Source organism: Pseudomonas entomophila, from assembly GCF_023277925.1.
Classification (GTDB): domain Bacteria; phylum Pseudomonadota; class Gammaproteobacteria; order Pseudomonadales; family Pseudomonadaceae; genus Aquipseudomonas; species Aquipseudomonas entomophila_D.
Genome location: NZ_CP063832.1, coordinates 4,810,634 through 4,827,444, shown reverse-complemented (window position 1 = coordinate 4,827,444; position 16,811 = coordinate 4,810,634). Strand labels below are relative to the sequence as shown.

Sequence of the window (16,811 nt, the reverse complement as noted above, 5' to 3'; positions counted from 1 at the left end):
TCTTTTTCAGACCATCGAGAGGCGTGCGGCCCCCACACGCGGGCAGATGGCACGCAGGAAGCCCGGACTAATAAGATGGCATTGAAATCCCCCGCGTTTCGTAGAAAGTTTCCGTTGCTGGTGACTGGCGGTCTGCTGGCACTGCAACCCCTGGCCACGTCGTACGTGGTGGCGGCCGAGCAGTTCGACTGCCAAGTGTCCGCCGCCGGTGGCTGGGACTGCAAGCCCAAGGCTACCGGCAACCTGCCGCCACGCCCGGTGCACCCGGGTGCTGCCGCCGCGAGTTCAGGCGCCGAGGCGCCGGGCGAAGGCGGTGAGGCGCAGGCCGAAAAACCGATGCTGGTCACCGAGGCCAAAGGTCGCGGCCTGAAGTCGCGCAGCGAAGACTACAGCCATCTGGACTGGGTGCCGCGCGAGAAGCTCACCGCCGCGCAACTGGCCGAGACCGGCCCGTACTGCGGCGGCGCCTACATCGAGCCGACCCGCCCGGGCATGAACGACACCACGCCCAAGGACGAGTCGCCCACCTACATCAACGCCAAGGTCTCCAAGTACCAGCAAGAGCAGCAGATCGCGACGCTTGCAGGTGACGTGGTCATGCGCCAGGGCAGCATGCAGGCCGAGGCCGACGAGGCCAACCTGTACCAGGCCGAGAACCGCGGCGAGCTCAAGGGTAACGTCAAGATCCGCGACAATGGCTCGCTGGTAGTCGGCGACGAGGCGCAGATCCAGCTCGACACCGGCGAAGCCCGGGTCGACAACGCCGAATACGTGATGCACAAGTCGCACATCCGCGGCAACGCCCTGTACGCCAAGCGCGCGGAAAACGCCATCATCCGCCTCAAGGACGGTACCTATACCACCTGTGAGCCGGGCAGCAACGCATGGCAGCTCAAGGGCAACAACATCACCTTGAACCCTGCCACCGGTTTCGGCACCGCGACCAACGTGACGCTGCGGGTCAAGGATTTCCCGGTGTTCTACACACCGTACATCTACTTCCCGATCGATGACCGCCGCCAGTCCGGTTTCCTGCCGCCGTCGTTCAGCACCAGCAGCGACACCGGCTTCATGCTGGTCACACCGTACTACTTCAACCTGGCACCTAACTACGATGCCACGTTGTACCCGCGCTACATGGCCAAGCGCGGCATGCTCATGGAAGGCGAGTTCCGTTACCTGACCAAGTCCAGCGAAGGTCAATTCGGCGGCGCGTATCTCAACGACGAGAGCGATGACCGCAAGCTGCAGACGGACTACAAGAAAGAGCGCTGGATGGTCAACTGGCAGCACAAGGGCGGCCTGGACGAGCGCCTGATGGCCGAGGTGGACTACACCGATATCAGTGATCCGTTCTACTTCCAGGATCTGGAAACGGACCAGATCGGTGTGCAGAAGCGAGACTTCATCAACCAACGGGGCACGCTCACCTATCGTGGTGACAACTATTCCGCTGGTTTGAATGTCCACGCCTACGAAATGGCGACCATTTCGCAGATCACGCCGTACGACAGGCTGCCACAAGTCACCTTCAACGGGATGCTGCCTTACCATCCAGGTGGGCTCGACTTCAGTTACGAGACCGAAGCCGTCCGCTTCGACCGCGACCTGAAGAACGACCTGGTGTTCAACAAGGACGGCGAGGCGGATGGATCGCTGGGGTATGTGTTCGATCCGAATGGCAATATCATCGGCGGCCGCCGTATCGATGAAAGTGTCAGCGGCATTGCCCGTGCCAATGGCACCCGCCTGAACGCGGCACCTTCGATCAGCCTGCCGATGGGCGCCAGCTATGGCTATATCACGCCGAAGCTGAAATACGTCTATACCCACTACGACCTGGACCTGGACAGCCAAGGCAAGGCGCAGGCGGCAGCACAGTCGTCAATTGCCGGCTACGGCAGCTACAACAGCACACTGAATCGTGATATCCCCGTCTTCAGCGTCGACAGCGGTCTTTACTTCGACCGGAACACCCAGCTGTTTGGCACGCACTATCGCCAGACACTCGAGCCGCGCCTGTTCTATCTCTACGTCCCCTATCAGGACCAGAAGGACATCCCGCTGTTCGACACGGCTGAAAACACCTTCAACTATGCCTCGCTGTTCCGTGACAATCGCTTCAGCGGCACGGACCGGATCGGTGACGAGAACAAACTGTCGCTGGGCGTGACCAACCGCTGGATCGAAGACAACGGCTTCCAACGTCAGCGCTTCAGTATCGGCCAGGCTTACTACCTCAAGGATCGCAAGGTCCAACTGCCTGGTATCGACTACCGCACTCGCAAGGACAGTCTGTCGGACGTCTCGCCGTATGCGCTGGAATACGAATACGCCTTCAACCGTGACTGGCGCTTCAACTCGGACTTCAACTGGGATCCGGACAGCCGCAGCACCCGTTCGGGAAGCGCGATGTTCCACTACCAGCCTGAGGACAATCCGAACAAGGTCGTCAACCTCGGATATCGCTATCGTAACGACCTGGTCACCTACGACTCACTGACCGGCACCTGGAAAGTGGGTGGCGGCGACTACGGCACGCCAGGCCAGCCGAACTACATCAAGGACTACTACAAGATCCAGCAGCACGACTTCTCGGTCATCTGGCCGATCGTGCCGCAATGGAGCGTCATCGCGCGCTGGCAGCACGACTACAACCGCAACCGCACGCTCGAAGCGATGGGCGGTTTCGAGTATGACAACTGCTGCTGGAAGCTGCGCCTGATCAACCGTTACTGGCTGGACTACGACGACTTCAGCCAAGCCACCCCAAGCAACGAGAAGGGTGACCACGGTGTCTTCCTGCAGATCGTGCTGAAAGGCCTAGGTGGCGTGGTAGGCAACAAGGTCGAATCGTTCCTGGACCAAGGCATTCAAGGTTACCGTACCCGTGAAGAGCAAGCTTATTGATCGTCTGCGCCCGCTGATGCTGGGCGCCGTATTGCTGAGTGGCGCGGTACATGCCGCGGTGCAACCCATCGACCGTGTAGTGGCCATCGTTGACAACGACGTGGTCATGCAGAGCCAGCTGGACCAGCGCGTACACGAAGTGCAGCAGACCATCGCCAAGCGTGGCGGTGGTCTGCCACCAACCAGTGCGCTGGAGCAGCAGGTACTGGAACGCCTGATTGTCGAGAACCTGCAACTGCAGATCGGCGAGCGCTCGGGCATCCGCATTACCGACGAGGAACTGAACCAGGCCGTCGCCACCATCGCCCAGCGCAATGGCATGTCGCTGGAGCAGTTCCGCGCCGCCCTGGCCCACGACGGCCTGTCGTACGACGACGCCCGCGAGCAGATCAAGCGCGAGATGATCATCAGCCGCGTGCGTCAGCGTCGGGTGGCCGAGCGCATCCAGGTTTCCGAGCAGGAAGTGAAGAACTTCCTGAACTCGGACCTGGGCAAGATGCAGCTCTCGGAAGAGTACCGCCTGGCCAACATCCTCATCCCGACCCCGGAAAGCGCCAACTCCACGGCGATCCAGGCGGCGGCCCAGCAGGCCGGCCAGGTCTACCAGCAACTGCGCCAGGGCGCGGACTTCGGCCAACTGGCCATTGCCCGCTCCGCCAGCGAGAACGCCCTGGAAGGCGGCGAGATGGGCTGGCGCAAAGCCGGCCAGCTGCCGCCTGACTTCGCCAAGATGCTCAGCAGCATGGCGGTCGGCGACATCACACAGCCAATCCGCATCCCCAACGGCTTCATCATCCTCAAGCTCGAGGAGAAGCGTGGTGGCGAAAGCAGCGTGCTGCGCGACGAAGTGCATGTGCGCCACATCCTGATCAAACCGAGCGAGATCCGCAGCGACAAGGCCACCGAGCAGCTGGCCGAACGCCTGTACGACCGGATCAAGAACGGTGAAGACTTCGGCGAACTGGCGAAGAGCTTCTCGGAAGACCCAGGTTCGGCGCTTAACGGTGGCGACCTCAACTGGGTCGATCCGAACAGCCTGGTGCCGGAGTTCCGCGAGCAGATGGCCAACGCCCAGCAAGGCGAAGTCACCCGCCCGTTCCGCACCCAGTATGGCTGGCACGTGCTTGAAGTGCTGGGCCGTCGTGCCACCGACAGCACCGCACAGGCCCGCGAACAACAGGCCATGAACGTCCTGCGCAACCGCAAGTACGACGAAGAGCTGCAGACCTGGCTGCGCCAGATCCGCGACGAAGCCTACGTTGAAATCAAGCTGCCTGGCGCCGACCAGGCCGGCCAGTGAAGCCCCTGCGCTTCGCCGTTACACCCGGTGAACCAGCCGGCATAGGCCCAGACCTGTGCCTGCTGCTCGCCGCCGAGGCACAGCCACACCCCCTGATCGCCATCACCAGCCGTGACCTGCTCGCCGAGCGGGCCACGCAACTGGGGCTGGACGTCGACCTGCGCCCGGTCATGCCTGGCAGCTTCCCGGAACACCCGGCCCCCGCCGGGAGCCTGTATGTCTGGGACACCCCCCTGGCCAAACCAGTGGTGGCAGGGCAACTGGACAAGGCCAACGCCGCTTTCGTCCTGGAAACCCTCACCCGCGCCGGCCAAGGCTGCCTCAACGGTGAATTCGCCGGGATGATCACCGCCCCCGTGCACAAGGGGGTGATCAACGAGAGCGGCATCGCCTTCTCCGGGCACACCGAGTTCCTCGCCGACCTCACCCATACCGCGCAAGTGGTCATGATGCTGGCGACACGAGGCCTGCGCGTGGCACTGGTGACCACTCACCTGCCCCTGCGCGACATCGCCGATGCCATCACCCCCGAGCGCCTCGAGCGCGTCACCCGCATCCTGCATGCGGACATGCGCGACAAGTTCGGCATCGACACCCCACGCATCCTGGTCTGCGGGCTCAACCCCCATGCCGGAGAAGGCGGCCACCTGGGCCGCGAAGAAATCGACATCATCGAGCCCGTCCTGGAGCGCCTGCGCCAGGAAGGCATGGACCTGCGCGGACCACTGCCGGCCGATACCCTGTTTACCCCAAAATATCTGGAGCACTGCGACGCAGTGCTGGCGATGTACCACGACCAGGGCCTGCCCGTGCTCAAGTACAAGGGCTTCGGCGCCGCGGTCAACGTGACGCTGGGCCTGCCGATCATCCGCACGTCGGTCGACCACGGCACCGCCCTGGACCTGGCCGGCAGCGGCCGGATCGACACCGGCAGCCTGCGCGTCGCCCTAGAAACCGCCTACCAGATGGCCGAGAACCGACCATGACCGAGCATTACCAACACCGGGCGCGCAAGCGCTTCGGCCAGAACTTCCTGCACGACGCCGGAATCATCGACCGCATCCTGCGGGCGATCAACGCCAAGACTGGCGAACACCTGCTGGAAATCGGCCCAGGCCAGGGCGCCCTCACCGAGGGTCTGCTGGGCAGCGGTGCACAGCTGGACGTGGTGGAGCTGGACAAGGACCTGGTGCCGATCCTGCAACACAAGTTCGCCGGTCGCGGCAATTTCCGCCTGCATCAGGGCGACGCTCTGAAGTTCGATTTCAACCAGTTGGGCGTTCCGGAGCGCAGCCTCAAGGTGGTGGGCAACTTGCCCTACAACATCTCGACACCGCTGATCTTCCACCTGCTGGACCACGCCCACCTGATCCGCGACATGCACTTCATGCTGCAGAAAGAAGTGGTTGAGCGCATGGCCGCAGGCCCTGGTGGTGGTGACTGGGGTCGCCTGTCGATCATGGTCCAGTACCACTGCCGCGTGGAGCACCTGTTCAACGTAGGCCCCGGCGCCTTCAACCCACCACCGAAAGTGGACTCGGCCATCGTGCGCCTGGTACCCCATGAAGTCCTGCCACACCCGGCCAAGGACCCGCAGTTGCTGGAGCGCGTGGTGCGCGAAGCCTTCAACCAACGCCGCAAGACCTTGCGCAACACGCTCAAAGGCCTGCTCGACAGCCAAGCCATCGAGGCTGCCGGCGTTGATGGCAGCCTGCGCCCCGAGCAACTGGACCTGGCCGCGTTCGTGCGCCTGGCCGACAAGCTGGCCGAACAGCAGGGCTGACACCCCCCGTTCGCCGGCAAGCCGGCTCCTACAGGCGATATGCCCCATAGTAGGAGCCGGCTTGCCGGCGAACGGGCCAGCAGCCACCCCCACACCGCTGGCCCTCCCCCCCGCCAATGGCCTAGACTGCGTTATTGCGTCAGTTCGCCCAAGGCCCTTGCATGTCCGACCCCCGCTACCAGATCGACGTCAGCGTCGTCACTCGCTACCTCAAAGAACAATCCGACCCCGAAAACGACCGTTTCGCCTTCGCCTACACCATCACCGTGCAGAACAACGGCACGGTGAAAGCCAAGCTGATGTCCCGGCACTGGCTGATCACCAACGGCGATGGCGAAGTCGAGGAAGTCCGGGGCGCGGGCGTGATCGGCCAACAACCGCTGATCGAGCCCGGCCAGAGCCACACCTACAGCAGCGGCGCGGTGATCAGCACCCGCGTCGGCACCATGCAGGGCAGCTACCAGATGTTCGCCGAGGACGGTAAACGCTTCGACGCCACCATCGCGCCGTTCCGCCTGGCCGTACCCGGAGCACTGCACTGATGGCCACCTACGCGGTCGGTGACCTGCAAGGTTGCCTGCAGCCACTCAAGTGCCTGCTCGAACGCGTGCGCTTCAACCCCGCGGTCGACCGCCTATGGTTGGTGGGCGACCTGGTCAACCGCGGCCCGGAGTCGCTCGAGACTCTGCGCTATCTCTATTCGATTCGTGATTCGCTGGTATGCGTGCTCGGCAACCACGACCTGCACCTGCTGGCCGCCTGGCACAGCGTCGAACGCCTGAAGAAAAGCGACACCCTGCGCGAAATCATCGAGGCCCCGGACGCCGACTCACTGTTCGACTGGCTGCGCCGGCAAAAGCTGCTGCACTACGACGAGCCACGCGGCATTGCCATGGTCCATGCCGGCATCCCACCGCAATGGACGCTGGGCAAGGCGCTGGAACTGGCCGCCGAAGTCGAGGAAGTGCTACGCGACGATGGTCGTCTCAAGCAGTACCTGGACGGCATGTACGGCAACGAACCCAACAAGTGGAGCAAGGACCTGGCGGGTGTCGAACGCCTGCGGGTGATCACCAACTACTTCACCCGCATGCGCTTCTGCACCGCCGCCGGCAAGCTCGACCTCAAGAGCAAGGAAGGGCTGGACAGCGCCCCCAAAGGCTATAAGCCCTGGTTCGACCACCCGGACCGCCGCTCGCGGCACGTGAAGATCATCTTCGGCCACTGGGCCGCCCTCGAAGGCCGTGTCGACGTACCGGGCGTGATCGCCCTGGACACCGGTTGCGTCTGGGGCGGCGCGATGACCCTGTACAACGTCGACAGCGGCGAGTACCACCGCTGCGATTGCACCCGCGAGGGCACCCCTCGCCCACCAGCCCCCAACGATCACCCCTGAAGGAAGCGCACCCATGAGCGAATTCAAGCGTATTACCCCCGAACAAGCCCTCGCCCTGCGTGCCGAAGGTGCGGTCGTGGTCGACATTCGCGACCCGCAAGCCTATGCCGCCGGGCACATCACCGGCGCCACTCATCTGGACAACCACTCGGTGGCCGATTTCATCCGCAGTGCCGACCTCGATGCGCCTACACTGGTTGTCTGCTACCACGGCAATTCCAGCCAGAGTGCCGCCGCCTATCTCGTCGGCCAGGGCTTCTCCAACGTCTACAGCATCGATGGTGGCTTCGAGCTGTGGCGCAACACCTACCCGGGCGAGACCGCTCAGGGCAGCTCCGAATAATTTTTTCATTTTTCCTGCAGCCCGCGCTCCGTGCGGGCTCGCGCCAGACCTGACGAACGGTCGTAGGCGTCTTCTTGGCTCCCCGTCCTTGACCTTGCGTATAACCAACTATCCTTAAGCGCAGGCCATCCAAAAAAAGGGGAGAGCCGGTACACCGGCGTGCGGGTCATCGGTAGCGTTACAGGGTGTTCTGGGGGGTTTACAGCAATCGGCAAGCCCGGTTGCATGCCAGCATCAGCTGACTGATCCGGCGTCGTCTCCACGTATCGAGCGAGGTGACGTCATGAGCATTTTTAGCCACTTCCAACAACGTTTCGAGTCCACCCGGCAGGAAGAACTTACCCTGCAGGAGTACCTCGAACTGTGCAAGAAAGATCGCAGTGCCTATGCCTCGGCGGCCGAGCGGCTGTTGATGGCTATCGGTGAACCCGAGCTGATCGACACCTCCAGCAACTCCAGGCTGTCGCGGATATTCTCCAACAAGGTAATCCGTCGATATCCAACCTTTGCCGACTTCCACGGGATGGAAGAATGCATCGACCAGATCGTCTCCTACTTCCGTCATGCCGCTCAGGGCCTGGAAGAGAAGAAACAGATCCTCTACCTGCTGGGCCCGGTAGGCGGCGGCAAATCGTCGCTGGCCGAAAAACTCAAGCAGTTGATGGAGAGAGTACCGTTCTATGCCATCAAGGGCTCGCCGGTGTTCGAATCGCCCTTGGGGCTGTTCAACGCTACCGAGGACGGCGCTATTCTCGAAGAGGACTTCGGAATACCACGACGCTATCTGAACACCATCATGTCGCCCTGGGCCACCAAACGCCTGGCGGAGTTCGGCGGTGATATCAGCCAGTTCAAGGTGGTCAAGCTCTACCCTTCGATACTCAACCAGATCGCTATCGCCAAGACTGAACCAGGCGACGAGAACAACCAGGATATCTCGGCCCTGGTGGGCAAGGTGGACATCCGCAAGCTCGAAGAATTTCCACAGAACGATGCCGACGCCTACAGCTACTCGGGCGCTCTGTGCCGGGCCAACCAGGGCTTGATGGAATTCGTCGAGATGTTCAAGGCACCGATCAAGGTCCTGCACCCGCTGCTCACCGCCACGCAGGAGGGCAACTACAACAGTACCGAAGGCCTGGGGGCCATCCCCTACACCGGTATCCTGCTGGCCCACTCCAACGAGTCGGAATGGCACACGTTCCGCAACAACAAGAACAACGAAGCGTTCATCGACCGGATCTACATCGTCAAGGTCCCGTACTGCCTGCGGGTCAGCGACGAGATCAAGATCTACGACAAGCTGCTGGTCAACAGCTCGCTGGCCAAAGCCCACTGCGCGCCCGACACCCTCAAGATGCTCGCCCAGTTCACCGTGCTATCGCGCCTGAAGGAGCCGGAAAACTCCAACATCTACTCGAAAATGCGCGTCTACGATGGCGAGAACCTGAAAGACACCGACCCGAAGGCCAAGTCGATCCAGGAGTACCGCGACTCAGCCGGTGTCGACGAGGGCATGAATGGCCTGTCGACGCGTTTTGCGTTCAAGATCCTGTCCAAGGTGTTCAACTTCGATCCGCACGAAATCGCGGCCAACCCGGTGCACCTGCTTTATGTGCTGGAACAGCAGATCGAGCAGGAGCAGTTCCCCGCCGAGGTGCGCGAGCGTTACTTGCGCTACCTGAAGGAGTACCTGGCACCGCGCTACATCGAGTTCATCGGCAAGGAAATCCAGACCGCCTACCTCGAGTCCTACAGCGAATACGGCCAAAACATCTTCGACCGTTATGTGCTGTACGCCGACTTCTGGATCCAGGACCAGGAGTACCGCGACCCGGAAACCGGCGAAATCCTCAACCGCATCGCCCTCAACGAAGAACTGGAGAAGATCGAGAAGCCGGCAGGCATCAGCAATCCAAAGGACTTCCGCAACGAGATCGTCAACTTCGTGTTGCGCGCCCGGGCCAACAACAATGGCAAGAACCCCAGCTGGCTGAGCTACGAGAAGCTGCGGGTGGTGATCGAGAAAAAAATGTTCTCCAACACCGAGGATCTGCTGCCCGTCATCAGCTTCAACGCCAAGGCCAGCAAAGAGGATCAACAGAAACACAACGACTTCGTCACCCGGATGGTGGAGCGTGGCTACACCGACAAACAGGTGCGCCTGCTGTCGGAATGGTACCTGCGGGTCAGGAAATCGCAGTAAAGGCGGCAAGTCACGTGCGGTACGGCGGGCTCCCGCGTACCGCACGTGGCGGCGGCGACTGCTTTTACTTGCAGCTCGTAGCTTGAAGCTTGCAGCTGTATCCCGCTACCGGAGGGCCCATGAGCTACGTAATCGACCGACGCCTGAACGGCAAGAACAAGAGCACGGTCAACCGCCAACGCTTCCTGCGGCGGTACCGCGAGCACATCAAGAAAGCCGTCGAAGAGGCCGTGAGTCGCCGCTCCATCATGGACATGGAGCATGGCGAACAGATCAGCATTCCGGGTCGCGATATCGATGAGCCGGTGCTGCACCACGGTCGTGGCGGCAAACAGACCATCGTCCACCCCGGCAACAAGGAATTCACCGCCGGCGAACACATCGCCCGCCCCCAGGGCGGTGGCGGCGGTGGCGGGCGCGGCAAGGCTGGCAACTCCGGTGAGGGCATGGACGACTTCGTCTTCCAGATCACCCAGGAAGAGTTCCTCGAGTTCATGTTCGAGGATCTTGAACTACCCAACCTGGTCAAGCGCCACCTGACCGGTACCGATACCTTCAAGACCGTGCGCGCTGGTATCGCCAACGAAGGCAACCCATCGCGCATCAATATCGTGCGCACATTGCGCTCGGCCCACGCCCGGCGCATCGCCCTGACCGGCAGCAGTCGCGCCCTGTTGCGTGAAGCACAAAAGGAGCTGGATCGGCTGAAAGTCGAAGAGCCGGACAACTTCACCGACATCCAGGAAACCGAGATCGAGATCGAACGCCTCAAGGCGCGCATCAACCGCCTGCCGTTCCTCGACACCTTCGACCTCAAGTACAACCTGCTGATCAAGCAACCCAACCCTAGCTCCAAGGCGGTGATGTTCTGCCTGATGGACGTCTCCGGCTCAATGACCCAGGCCACCAAGGATATCGCCAAGCGCTTCTTCATCCTGCTGTACCTGTTCCTCAAGCGGAACTACGACCGCATCGAGGTGGTGTTCATCCGTCACCACACCAGCGCCCGTGAAGTGGACGAAGAAGAGTTCTTCTACTCCCGCGAGACCGGCGGCACCATCGTTTCCAGCGCACTGAAAATGATGCAGGAGATCATGGCCGAACGTTACCCGGCCAGTGACTGGAACATCTACGCCGCCCAGGCCTCGGACGGCGACAACTGGAACGACGACTCGCCGATCTGCCGCGACATCCTCGCCAACCAGATCATGCCGCATGTGCAGTACTACACTTATGTCGAGATCACGCCACGCGAACACCAAGCGCTGTGGTACGAGTACGAGCGCATAGGCGAAGCCTATCCGGACACCTTCGCCCAGCAGCAGTTGGTATCGGCCGGCGATATCTACCCGGTCTTCCGTGAACTCTTCCAGCGCAGGTTAGCCACATGAGCGCCAGAGAACAGAGACGCCAACCCATTTCCGTCGGCTCGGAGTGGACATTCGAGCTGATCCAGACCTACGACCGCGAGATCAGCCGCCTGGCCGCGCGCTACGCGCTTGACACCTACCCCAACCAGATCGAAGTCATCACCGCCGAGCAGATGATGGACGCCTATGCCTCCGTGGGCATGCCCCTGGGGTATCACCACTGGTCATATGGCAAGCAGTTCCTCAGCACCGAAAAGTCCTACAGCCGTGGGCAAATGGGCCTGGCCTACGAGATCGTGATCAACTCCGACCCGTGCATCGCCTACCTGATGGAAGAGAACACGATGTGCATGCAGGCACTGGTGATCGCCCATGCCTGCTATGGCCACAACAGCTTCTTCAAGGGCAACTATCTGTTCCGCACCTGGACCGATGCCAGCTCGATCATCGATTACCTGGTGTTCGCCAAGCAGTACATCGCCCAATGCGAGGAGCGCCACGGCATCGACGCAGTGGAAGACCTGATTGACTCCTGCCACGCCCTGATGAATTACGGCGTGGACCGCTACAAACGCCCCTACCCCATCTCTGCGGAAGAGGAGCGCCGACGCCAGAAAGAGCGCGAAGAGCATCTGCAACGGCAGATCAACGATCTTTGGCGCACCATCCCCAAAGGCACGGAAAAAGGCAGCGAGAAGGATGACGCGCGCTTCCCGGCCGAGCCGCAGGAAAACATCCTCTACTTCATCGAGAAACACGCCCCGTTGCTCGAACCCTGGCAGCGTGAAGTCGTGCGTATCGTGCGCAAGATCGCCCAGTATTTCTACCCGCAGCGCCAGACCCAAGTGATGAACGAAGGTTGGGCGACCTTTTGGCACTACACGCTGATGAACGATCTCTACGACGAGGGGTTGATCACCGAAGGTTTCATGATGGAGTTCCTCCAGTCGCATACCAGCGTGGTGTTCCAACCCGGCTTCGACAGCCCGTACTACAGCGGCATCAACCCCTATGCCCTGGGTTTTGCGATGTACACTGACATCCGTCGCATGTGCGAACACCCAACTGAAGAGGACCGCCGCTGGTTCCCGGACATCGCCGGTAGCGACTGGCTGTCCACGATCAAGTTCGCCATGAGTAGCTTCAAGGACGAAAGTTTCATCCTGCAGTACCTCTCACCGAAGGTGATCCGCGACCTCAAGCTATTCAGCATCCTCGACGACGACCAGCGCGACGACCTGCTGGTACCGGCGATCCACGACGAAGACGGCTACCGGACCATCCGCGAGCAACTGGCCGCCCAGTACAACCTGGGCAACCGCGAACCCAACGTGCAGATCTGGAGCATCGACCGTCGTGGTGACCGCTCCCTGACCCTGCGCCACCAGCAACACAACCGCAAACCACTGGGCGACTCCACCGACGAAGTGCTCAAGCATCTACACCGCCTGTGGGGCTTCGATATCCACCTGGAAACCGTGCAGGGCGACCAGATCATGAAGACCCACCACATGCCGCCACGCAGCGAACATGGCGAGTCTGGTGAGTACGGGCGCATGGACCTGGCCGTAGTTCATCACCTATGACCCTCCTCCATGCGTGCCGACACGGTATCCTGTCGGCATTCATGGAGGTTTCATATGCAGATCTACAAGGTTGGCGGCGCCGTGCGCGACCGCTTGCTCGGCCGCCCGGTCAGCGACGTCGATTGGCTGGTAGTCGGTGCCACGGTTGAACAGATGCAGGCCCAGGGTTTTCGCCCGGTGGGCGCCGATTTCCCGGTGTTTCTTCACCCCAAAACCGGTGAGGAGTACGCCCTGGCCCGCACCGAGCGCAAGAGTGGGCGCGGTTATGGCGGGTTCACCTTCCACGCCAGCCCCGACGTGACCCTCGAAGAGGACCTGATACGCCGTGATCTGACCATCAATGCCATGGCCGAGGACGAGCACGGCAACCTGCACGATCCTTACCATGGCAAAACAGACCTGGACCAACGCATCCTGCGCCACGTTTCCCTCGCGTTCGCCGAAGATCCGCTACGAGTCCTGCGCGTGGCACGTTTCGCCGCCCGCTATGCGCCAATGGGGTTCCGCGTAGCCGATGAAACACTGGAGCTGATGCGCCAGATCAGTGCCTCGGGCGAACTGCAAGCACTTACCGCAGAGCGCAGCTGGAAGGAAATCGAGCGCGCGCTGATGGAGGACCAGCCCCAGGTATTCATCGAAGTGCTGCGCGCTTGCGGTGCTCTCAAGGAGCTGATGCCGGAGGTTGACGCCCTGTTCCATAGCGAGGCCAGCCAAGGCAGCCACGCGCTCGATGTGCTGCAACAGGCCGCAGCGCACCAGCAGCCTCTGGCTGTACGCTGGGCCTGCCTGCTACTTGCCCTCGGGGGAAAGCAGATCAAGGCGGTCAACCAACGCTTCAAGGCGCCCCGCGAGTGCCAGGAACTGGCGATACTGGCAGGTGAGTTCCATGAGCAAGGGCACCGCGCCATGGAGCTGGCCCCCGAAATGCTGCTGGAACTGCTGCAGAAATTTGACGTATACCGACGCCCGCAACGCTTCGAGGAATTCATCGAGGCGTGCAGGATGGATGCCTTGCAGGAAGACCGGGATTATCCACAGGCCGAGTACCTGCGAGGTGCGGCAACGGCAGCCAAGGCGGTGGATGTGAAGCCGTTGCTGGACAGCGGGTTGACGGGCCAGGCTCTGGGCGTGGCGCTCAAGACTGAGCGACTGAGCGCACTGCGGGCGTACAAAGCGCGTTGACTGTGCTACCTGTTCGCCGGCTTGCCGGCGAACCCCTCCCGCTCAAATCCGGGTCAGTTGCAGGCCCCGCCATTCGAACGGCACTGGCGCCAGCACCTGCTCGATGCGTGCCTCATGCCACAACTGCCCCATGGGCTTGCCCTCGCCCGGGTGCACCAGCTCCGGCGCCAGCAACGACAACGGCCACAGCACGAAGGCGTTCTTCAGGATCTCCGCCCGCGGTAGCACAAGCCCGTTGAACGTGCCGTGCAGGTCGTCGTACATCAATACATCGATATCCAGCGGCAGGCCCTTGCGGTCCGGTGCATAGCGGCCATTGTCCGCCTCGATGAGCTTCAGGCGGCGATCGAGCTCCAGTAGCGGTAGCTCGGTCTGCCCGCGCACCACCAGGTTGTAGAAGGGCCCGCTCTTGATGCCTACGGCCTGGCTCTCGAACACCGCTGAACAGTGCATGCCACTGAGAATGCCCGCCAACGCATCGAGCCCCGCGCACAAGTGCCGCTCGCGGTCGATGTTACTGCCCAACCCCAGGTAAACCGTGCTCAGAGACATCCGCGCTCGATCTCCACGCCAACACCGCCACGGGCTGCTGGTACCGCACCCGGCTTGGTCAGCTTCAGGCGCACCCAGGGGATCTTGAACTCCTCCATCAGCACCGCCACCAGCCGCTCAGCGAAGGTCTCGACCAGCTCGAAGCGTGCCTGCTCGGCAAAGGCCTGAATGCGCGACGAAACACTGGCGTAGTCCAGGGCCAGCGACAGGTCGTCGCCCGCAGCGGCCGGTCGATTGTCCCAGGCGAAACTCAGGTCCAGGCGCAGACACTGGCGAATATCCCGTTCCCAGTCATAGGCGCCGATGACGGTATCGACTTCCAGGCCTTCGATGAACACTCTGTCCAAGCACTTCTCTCCACAGCACGACAAGGGCGACGGGCGCCGTTAGAATCAGGGCGTCCTCGCCCGGAATAGTTAGCATGTTTTGGTCACTGGCGCTGCTTGCCTACCTGCTCGGCTCTCTGTCCTTCGCCATCGTCCTAAGCCGCCTCACGGGCAGCCCGGACCCGCGCTCCAGTGGTTCGGGCAACGCCGGCGCAACCAACATGCTACGCCTGGCAGGGCGCAAGCTGGCGATCCTGACGCTGCTGGGCGACCTGTGCAAGGGCATGTTGCCCGTGCTGTTGGCTCGCCAGGTCGGCCTGGATCCGCAGGAGCAGGCCTGGGTGGGCATCTGCGCGGTGCTCGGCCACCTGTTCCCGATCTACTTCCGCTTCCAGGGTGGCAAGGGCGTCGCCACCGCGGCCGGCATGCTCATGGCCCTTTACTTCCCGGCAGCACTGCTGGCCATCGGCGCCTGGCTGCTGACCTTCTACCTGACCCGCACCAGCTCGCTGGCCGCCCTGATCGCCACGCCACTCACCCTGCCATTGCTGGCCTGGCGCGAGCCCGAGGCCTTGCTGCCAATGACGGTGCTCACGCTGTTGATCGTATGGCGACACCGCAGCAACCTGCGCGACCTGTTCGCCGGGCGCGAACGCCACTTCTGACGCCCGCCTTCCGGCCCCATCTCACACGGGAGGCAACTGTTCCATCGGCCAGCGTGCCTGGACACTGATCGCCAGGTCCTGCTGCTGACCGGCCAGAAGACGCTGGCAACCTGCATAGGCAATCATCGCGCCGTTGTCGGTACAGAAGCGCGGGCGCGCGTAATAGACGTTGCCCTTGATGCTGGCCAGCATATCCTCGAGAGACGCGCGCAAGGCTTTGTTAGCGCTCACGCCACCGGCGATGACCAGACGCTTGAGGCCGGTCTGCTTGAGGGCGCGCTTGCACTTGATGGTCAGAGTTTCCACCACCGCCTGCTGGAACGCCAGTGACACGTCGCAACGGGTTTGCTCGTTGTCGTCCCCGGCATCGCGGCATTGTTGCCAGGTGTTCAGAGCGAAAGTCTTCAGGCCGCTGAAACTGAATTGCAGGCCAGGGCGATCGGTCATCGGCCGTGGGAACACAAAACGCCCCGGCGTTCCCTGCTCAGCCAGGCGCGCGATCTCCGGGCCACCTGGGTAGTTGAGGCCGATCAGCTTGGCGGTCTTGTCGAAGGCTTCGCCGGCGGCGTCATCCAGGCTCTCGCCCAGTAGCTCGTATCGGCCGATGCCATCAACCCGTACCAACTGCGTATGGCCACCCGAAACCAACAAAGCGACGAACGGAAATTCCGGTGGTTGCTCCTCGAGCATCGGCGCCAACAGATGGCCTTCCATATGGTGTACGCCGATCGCCGGAATATCCCAGGCGAACGCCAGCGCCTGGGCGCAAGATGCACCCACCAGCAACGCGCCGACCAGGCCAGGACCTGCGGTGTAGGCGATGGCGTCGATCTCAGTGGCGACGCAACCTGCCTCTTGCAGCACCTGGCGGATCAGCGGCAACATGCGCTTGACGTGATCGCGCGAGGCGAGCTCGGGGACTACACCGCCATAGACGCGGTGCAAGTCGATCTGGCTGAACAGCGCGTCGGCCAGCAGGCCGCGTTCACTGTCGTATAATGCGACGCCAGTTTCGTCGCAGGATGTTTCCAATCCCAGTACTAGCATGGGTCCGTGCCTTGTGGAGGCTGAATTCGAAGGCGCGCATGATAGTCCCCGCACCTTGTGCCGACCAGCGGTTTTCGATCAGAGGCTTTGCATTCCTGCCAGCTAAGGGTTAACATCCGCAACCCTTGAAAACCGACGTTCTCCA

General features: G+C 62.1%; 15 protein-coding genes. 12 read left to right on the top strand and 3 right to left on the bottom strand.

Annotation, left to right across the window (positions count from 1 at the left end; all coding sequences use genetic code 11):
- The first annotated feature begins 75 nt into the window (after positions 1 to 75).
- The 11 genes from IM733_RS21400 to IM733_RS21350 all read left to right on the top strand — a co-directional run bounded on the left by IM733_RS21400 (position 76) and on the right by IM733_RS21350 (position 14,076).
- Complete coding sequence (locus IM733_RS21400) at positions 76 to 2,910, top strand: LPS-assembly protein LptD (protein ID WP_248918389.1); 2,835 nt, start codon at positions 76 to 78, stop codon at positions 2,908 to 2,910.
- On the top strand, positions 2,891 to 4,210 hold the full coding sequence (gene surA, locus IM733_RS21395) for a peptidylprolyl isomerase SurA (RefSeq protein WP_248918388.1): 1,320 nt from the start codon (positions 2,891 to 2,893) through the stop codon (positions 4,208 to 4,210). Before IM733_RS21400 ends, surA begins: the two co-directional genes overlap by 20 nt.
- The gene (gene pdxA, locus IM733_RS21390) at positions 4,207 to 5,196 is read left to right on the top strand and encodes a 4-hydroxythreonine-4-phosphate dehydrogenase PdxA (RefSeq protein ID WP_248918387.1); all 990 of its coding nucleotides are present in this window, start codon (positions 4,207 to 4,209) and stop codon (positions 5,194 to 5,196) included. Before surA ends, pdxA begins: the two co-directional genes overlap by 4 nt.
- Positions 5,193 to 5,993, top strand: a complete 801-nt coding sequence (rsmA, locus tag IM733_RS21385; RefSeq protein WP_248918386.1) for a 16S rRNA (adenine(1518)-N(6)/adenine(1519)-N(6))-dimethyltransferase RsmA — start codon at positions 5,193 to 5,195, stop codon at positions 5,991 to 5,993. Before pdxA ends, rsmA begins: the two co-directional genes overlap by 4 nt.
- A gap of 161 nt (positions 5,994 to 6,154) precedes the next feature.
- Positions 6,155 to 6,535, top strand: coding sequence for a Co2+/Mg2+ efflux protein ApaG (gene apaG, locus IM733_RS21380; RefSeq protein ID WP_248918385.1), 381 nt, complete (start codon positions 6,155 to 6,157; stop codon positions 6,533 to 6,535).
- The gene (locus IM733_RS21375; RefSeq protein WP_248918384.1) at positions 6,535 to 7,389 is read left to right on the top strand and encodes a symmetrical bis(5'-nucleosyl)-tetraphosphatase; all 855 of its coding nucleotides are present in this window, start codon (positions 6,535 to 6,537) and stop codon (positions 7,387 to 7,389) included. Before apaG ends, IM733_RS21375 begins: the two co-directional genes overlap by 1 nt.
- Positions 7,390 to 7,402: 13 nt before the next feature.
- On the top strand, positions 7,403 to 7,732 hold the full coding sequence (glpE, locus tag IM733_RS21370; protein WP_248918383.1) for a thiosulfate sulfurtransferase GlpE: 330 nt from the start codon (positions 7,403 to 7,405) through the stop codon (positions 7,730 to 7,732).
- 283 nt (positions 7,733 to 8,015) lie between these two features.
- Complete coding sequence (locus tag IM733_RS21365) at positions 8,016 to 9,938, top strand: PrkA family serine protein kinase (protein WP_213659293.1); 1,923 nt, start codon at positions 8,016 to 8,018, stop codon at positions 9,936 to 9,938.
- A 119-nt stretch (positions 9,939 to 10,057) separates the two neighbouring features.
- Positions 10,058 to 11,329 (top strand): YeaH/YhbH family protein, encoded by a 1,272-nt coding sequence (locus IM733_RS21360; protein ID WP_213659292.1) that lies wholly within the window; start codon positions 10,058 to 10,060, stop codon positions 11,327 to 11,329.
- A complete protein-coding gene (locus IM733_RS21355; protein ID WP_248918382.1) occupies positions 11,326 to 12,894 on the top strand; it encodes a SpoVR family protein in 1,569 nt (522 codons plus the stop codon). The genes IM733_RS21360 and IM733_RS21355 overlap by 4 nt, the downstream gene beginning before the upstream one ends.
- Before the next feature lie 54 nt (positions 12,895 to 12,948).
- A complete protein-coding gene (locus IM733_RS21350) occupies positions 12,949 to 14,076 on the top strand; it encodes a multifunctional CCA addition/repair protein (protein WP_248918381.1) in 1,128 nt (375 codons plus the stop codon).
- Positions 14,077 to 14,118: 42 nt separating this feature from the next.
- On the opposite strand, the gene folK is transcribed toward IM733_RS21350, so the two are convergent.
- Both folK and folB read right to left on the bottom strand, forming a co-directional pair.
- Complete coding sequence (gene folK, locus IM733_RS21345) at positions 14,119 to 14,628, bottom strand: 2-amino-4-hydroxy-6-hydroxymethyldihydropteridine diphosphokinase (protein WP_248918380.1); 510 nt, start codon at positions 14,626 to 14,628, stop codon at positions 14,119 to 14,121.
- Positions 14,619 to 14,975 carry a dihydroneopterin aldolase gene (gene folB, locus IM733_RS21340; protein WP_248918379.1) on the bottom strand — a complete coding sequence of 119 codons (357 nt, stop codon included), beginning with the start codon at positions 14,973 to 14,975 and terminating at the stop codon, positions 14,619 to 14,621. The genes folK and folB overlap by 10 nt, the downstream gene beginning before the upstream one ends.
- Before the next feature lie 74 nt (positions 14,976 to 15,049).
- Here folB and plsY point away from each other — a divergent pair, with 74 nt between their 5' ends.
- Positions 15,050 to 15,619, top strand: a complete 570-nt coding sequence (gene plsY, locus IM733_RS21335) for a glycerol-3-phosphate 1-O-acyltransferase PlsY (protein ID WP_248918378.1) — start codon at positions 15,050 to 15,052, stop codon at positions 15,617 to 15,619.
- A 21-nt stretch (positions 15,620 to 15,640) separates the two neighbouring features.
- Here the strand turns inward: plsY and tsaD are convergent, their stop codons facing one another.
- Entirely contained in the window at positions 15,641 to 16,666 is a 1,026-nt protein-coding gene (gene tsaD / locus IM733_RS21330) for a tRNA (adenosine(37)-N6)-threonylcarbamoyltransferase complex transferase subunit TsaD (protein ID WP_248918377.1), read from the bottom strand.
- Positions 16,667 to 16,811: the final 145 nt, after the last annotated feature.

Coding starts and splice junctions, on each gene's coding strand:
- IM733_RS21375 (WP_248918384.1), top strand. CDS start 6,535: ATGGCCACCTACGCGGTCGGTGACCTGCAAGGTTGCCTGCAGCCACTC.
- tsaD (WP_248918377.1), bottom strand. CDS start 16,666: ATGCTAGTACTGGGATTGGAAACATCCTGCGACGAAACTGGCGTCGCA.
- IM733_RS21360 (WP_213659292.1), top strand. CDS start 10,058: ATGAGCTACGTAATCGACCGACGCCTGAACGGCAAGAACAAGAGCACG.
- IM733_RS21350 (WP_248918381.1), top strand. CDS start 12,949: ATGCAGATCTACAAGGTTGGCGGCGCCGTGCGCGACCGCTTGCTCGGC.
- folK (WP_248918380.1), bottom strand. CDS start 14,628: ATGTCTCTGAGCACGGTTTACCTGGGGTTGGGCAGTAACATCGACCGC.
- IM733_RS21400 (WP_248918389.1), top strand. CDS start 76: ATGGCATTGAAATCCCCCGCGTTTCGTAGAAAGTTTCCGTTGCTGGTG.
- plsY (WP_248918378.1), top strand. CDS start 15,050: ATGTTTTGGTCACTGGCGCTGCTTGCCTACCTGCTCGGCTCTCTGTCC.
- IM733_RS21365 (WP_213659293.1), top strand. CDS start 8,016: ATGAGCATTTTTAGCCACTTCCAACAACGTTTCGAGTCCACCCGGCAG.
- rsmA (WP_248918386.1), top strand. CDS start 5,193: ATGACCGAGCATTACCAACACCGGGCGCGCAAGCGCTTCGGCCAGAAC.
- glpE (WP_248918383.1), top strand. CDS start 7,403: ATGAGCGAATTCAAGCGTATTACCCCCGAACAAGCCCTCGCCCTGCGT.
- apaG (WP_248918385.1), top strand. CDS start 6,155: ATGTCCGACCCCCGCTACCAGATCGACGTCAGCGTCGTCACTCGCTAC.
- IM733_RS21355 (WP_248918382.1), top strand. CDS start 11,326: ATGAGCGCCAGAGAACAGAGACGCCAACCCATTTCCGTCGGCTCGGAG.